This is a genomic window from Vibrio sp. 811, from assembly GCF_033339195.1.
The window spans coordinates 1-567 of the sequence record NZ_JAWOUB010000730.1; the positions used below are offsets into that span (position 1 = coordinate 1).

General features: G+C 50.1%; 1 protein-coding gene. It reads left to right on the forward strand.

Going from position 1 to position 567, the window contains the following annotated elements; all coding sequences use genetic code 11:
- Positions 1-567, forward strand: a 567-nt coding sequence (locus R7Q46_RS29095; RefSeq protein ID WP_318078569.1) for an AI-2E family transporter, incomplete at both ends; no start/stop codon positions are given.

Sequence of the window (567 nt, forward strand, 5' to 3'; positions counted from 1 at the left end):
CAGCGATACGTATTGGCTTGATCTTCGTATTGCTGATGTTTACGTACGACATCATAAGGCCTTTCATCCTTCCAGTGATTTGGGGTGCCATCATCGCGGTAGCGCTACTACCACTGACCAAAAAACTGCAACGCGCTTACGGCGGTAGACGCGGCTTGGCTGCCACGACAATCGCACTGCTGGGTATCGCCCTGCTGGTAACGCCACTAGTGATGGTGTCGGGCTCTATCGTGGATGGTGCAACACACGCGTTGGACGTACTGCAAAATGGTCAGGTGAAAATCCCTGGACCTAAAGCTTCTGTTGCTGATTGGCCTCTTGTGGGTGACAAACTTTATGAAGTATGGACGCTCTTTGCGACTAACTTAGAGCAAGCAATACAAACCTTTATGCCACAAATCAAGTCAGCATTAACCTCTTTGCTTGGCATGGTTGGCGGCGTGTTAGGTAGCTTGTTGCTGTCTATCTTGTCACTGGCTATCGCTGCTGGCTTTATGACGTATTCAGAGTCGTTGGCATCAGGCCTACAAACTATCGCGATCCGTACCGCTGGCGAAAACGCGAAAA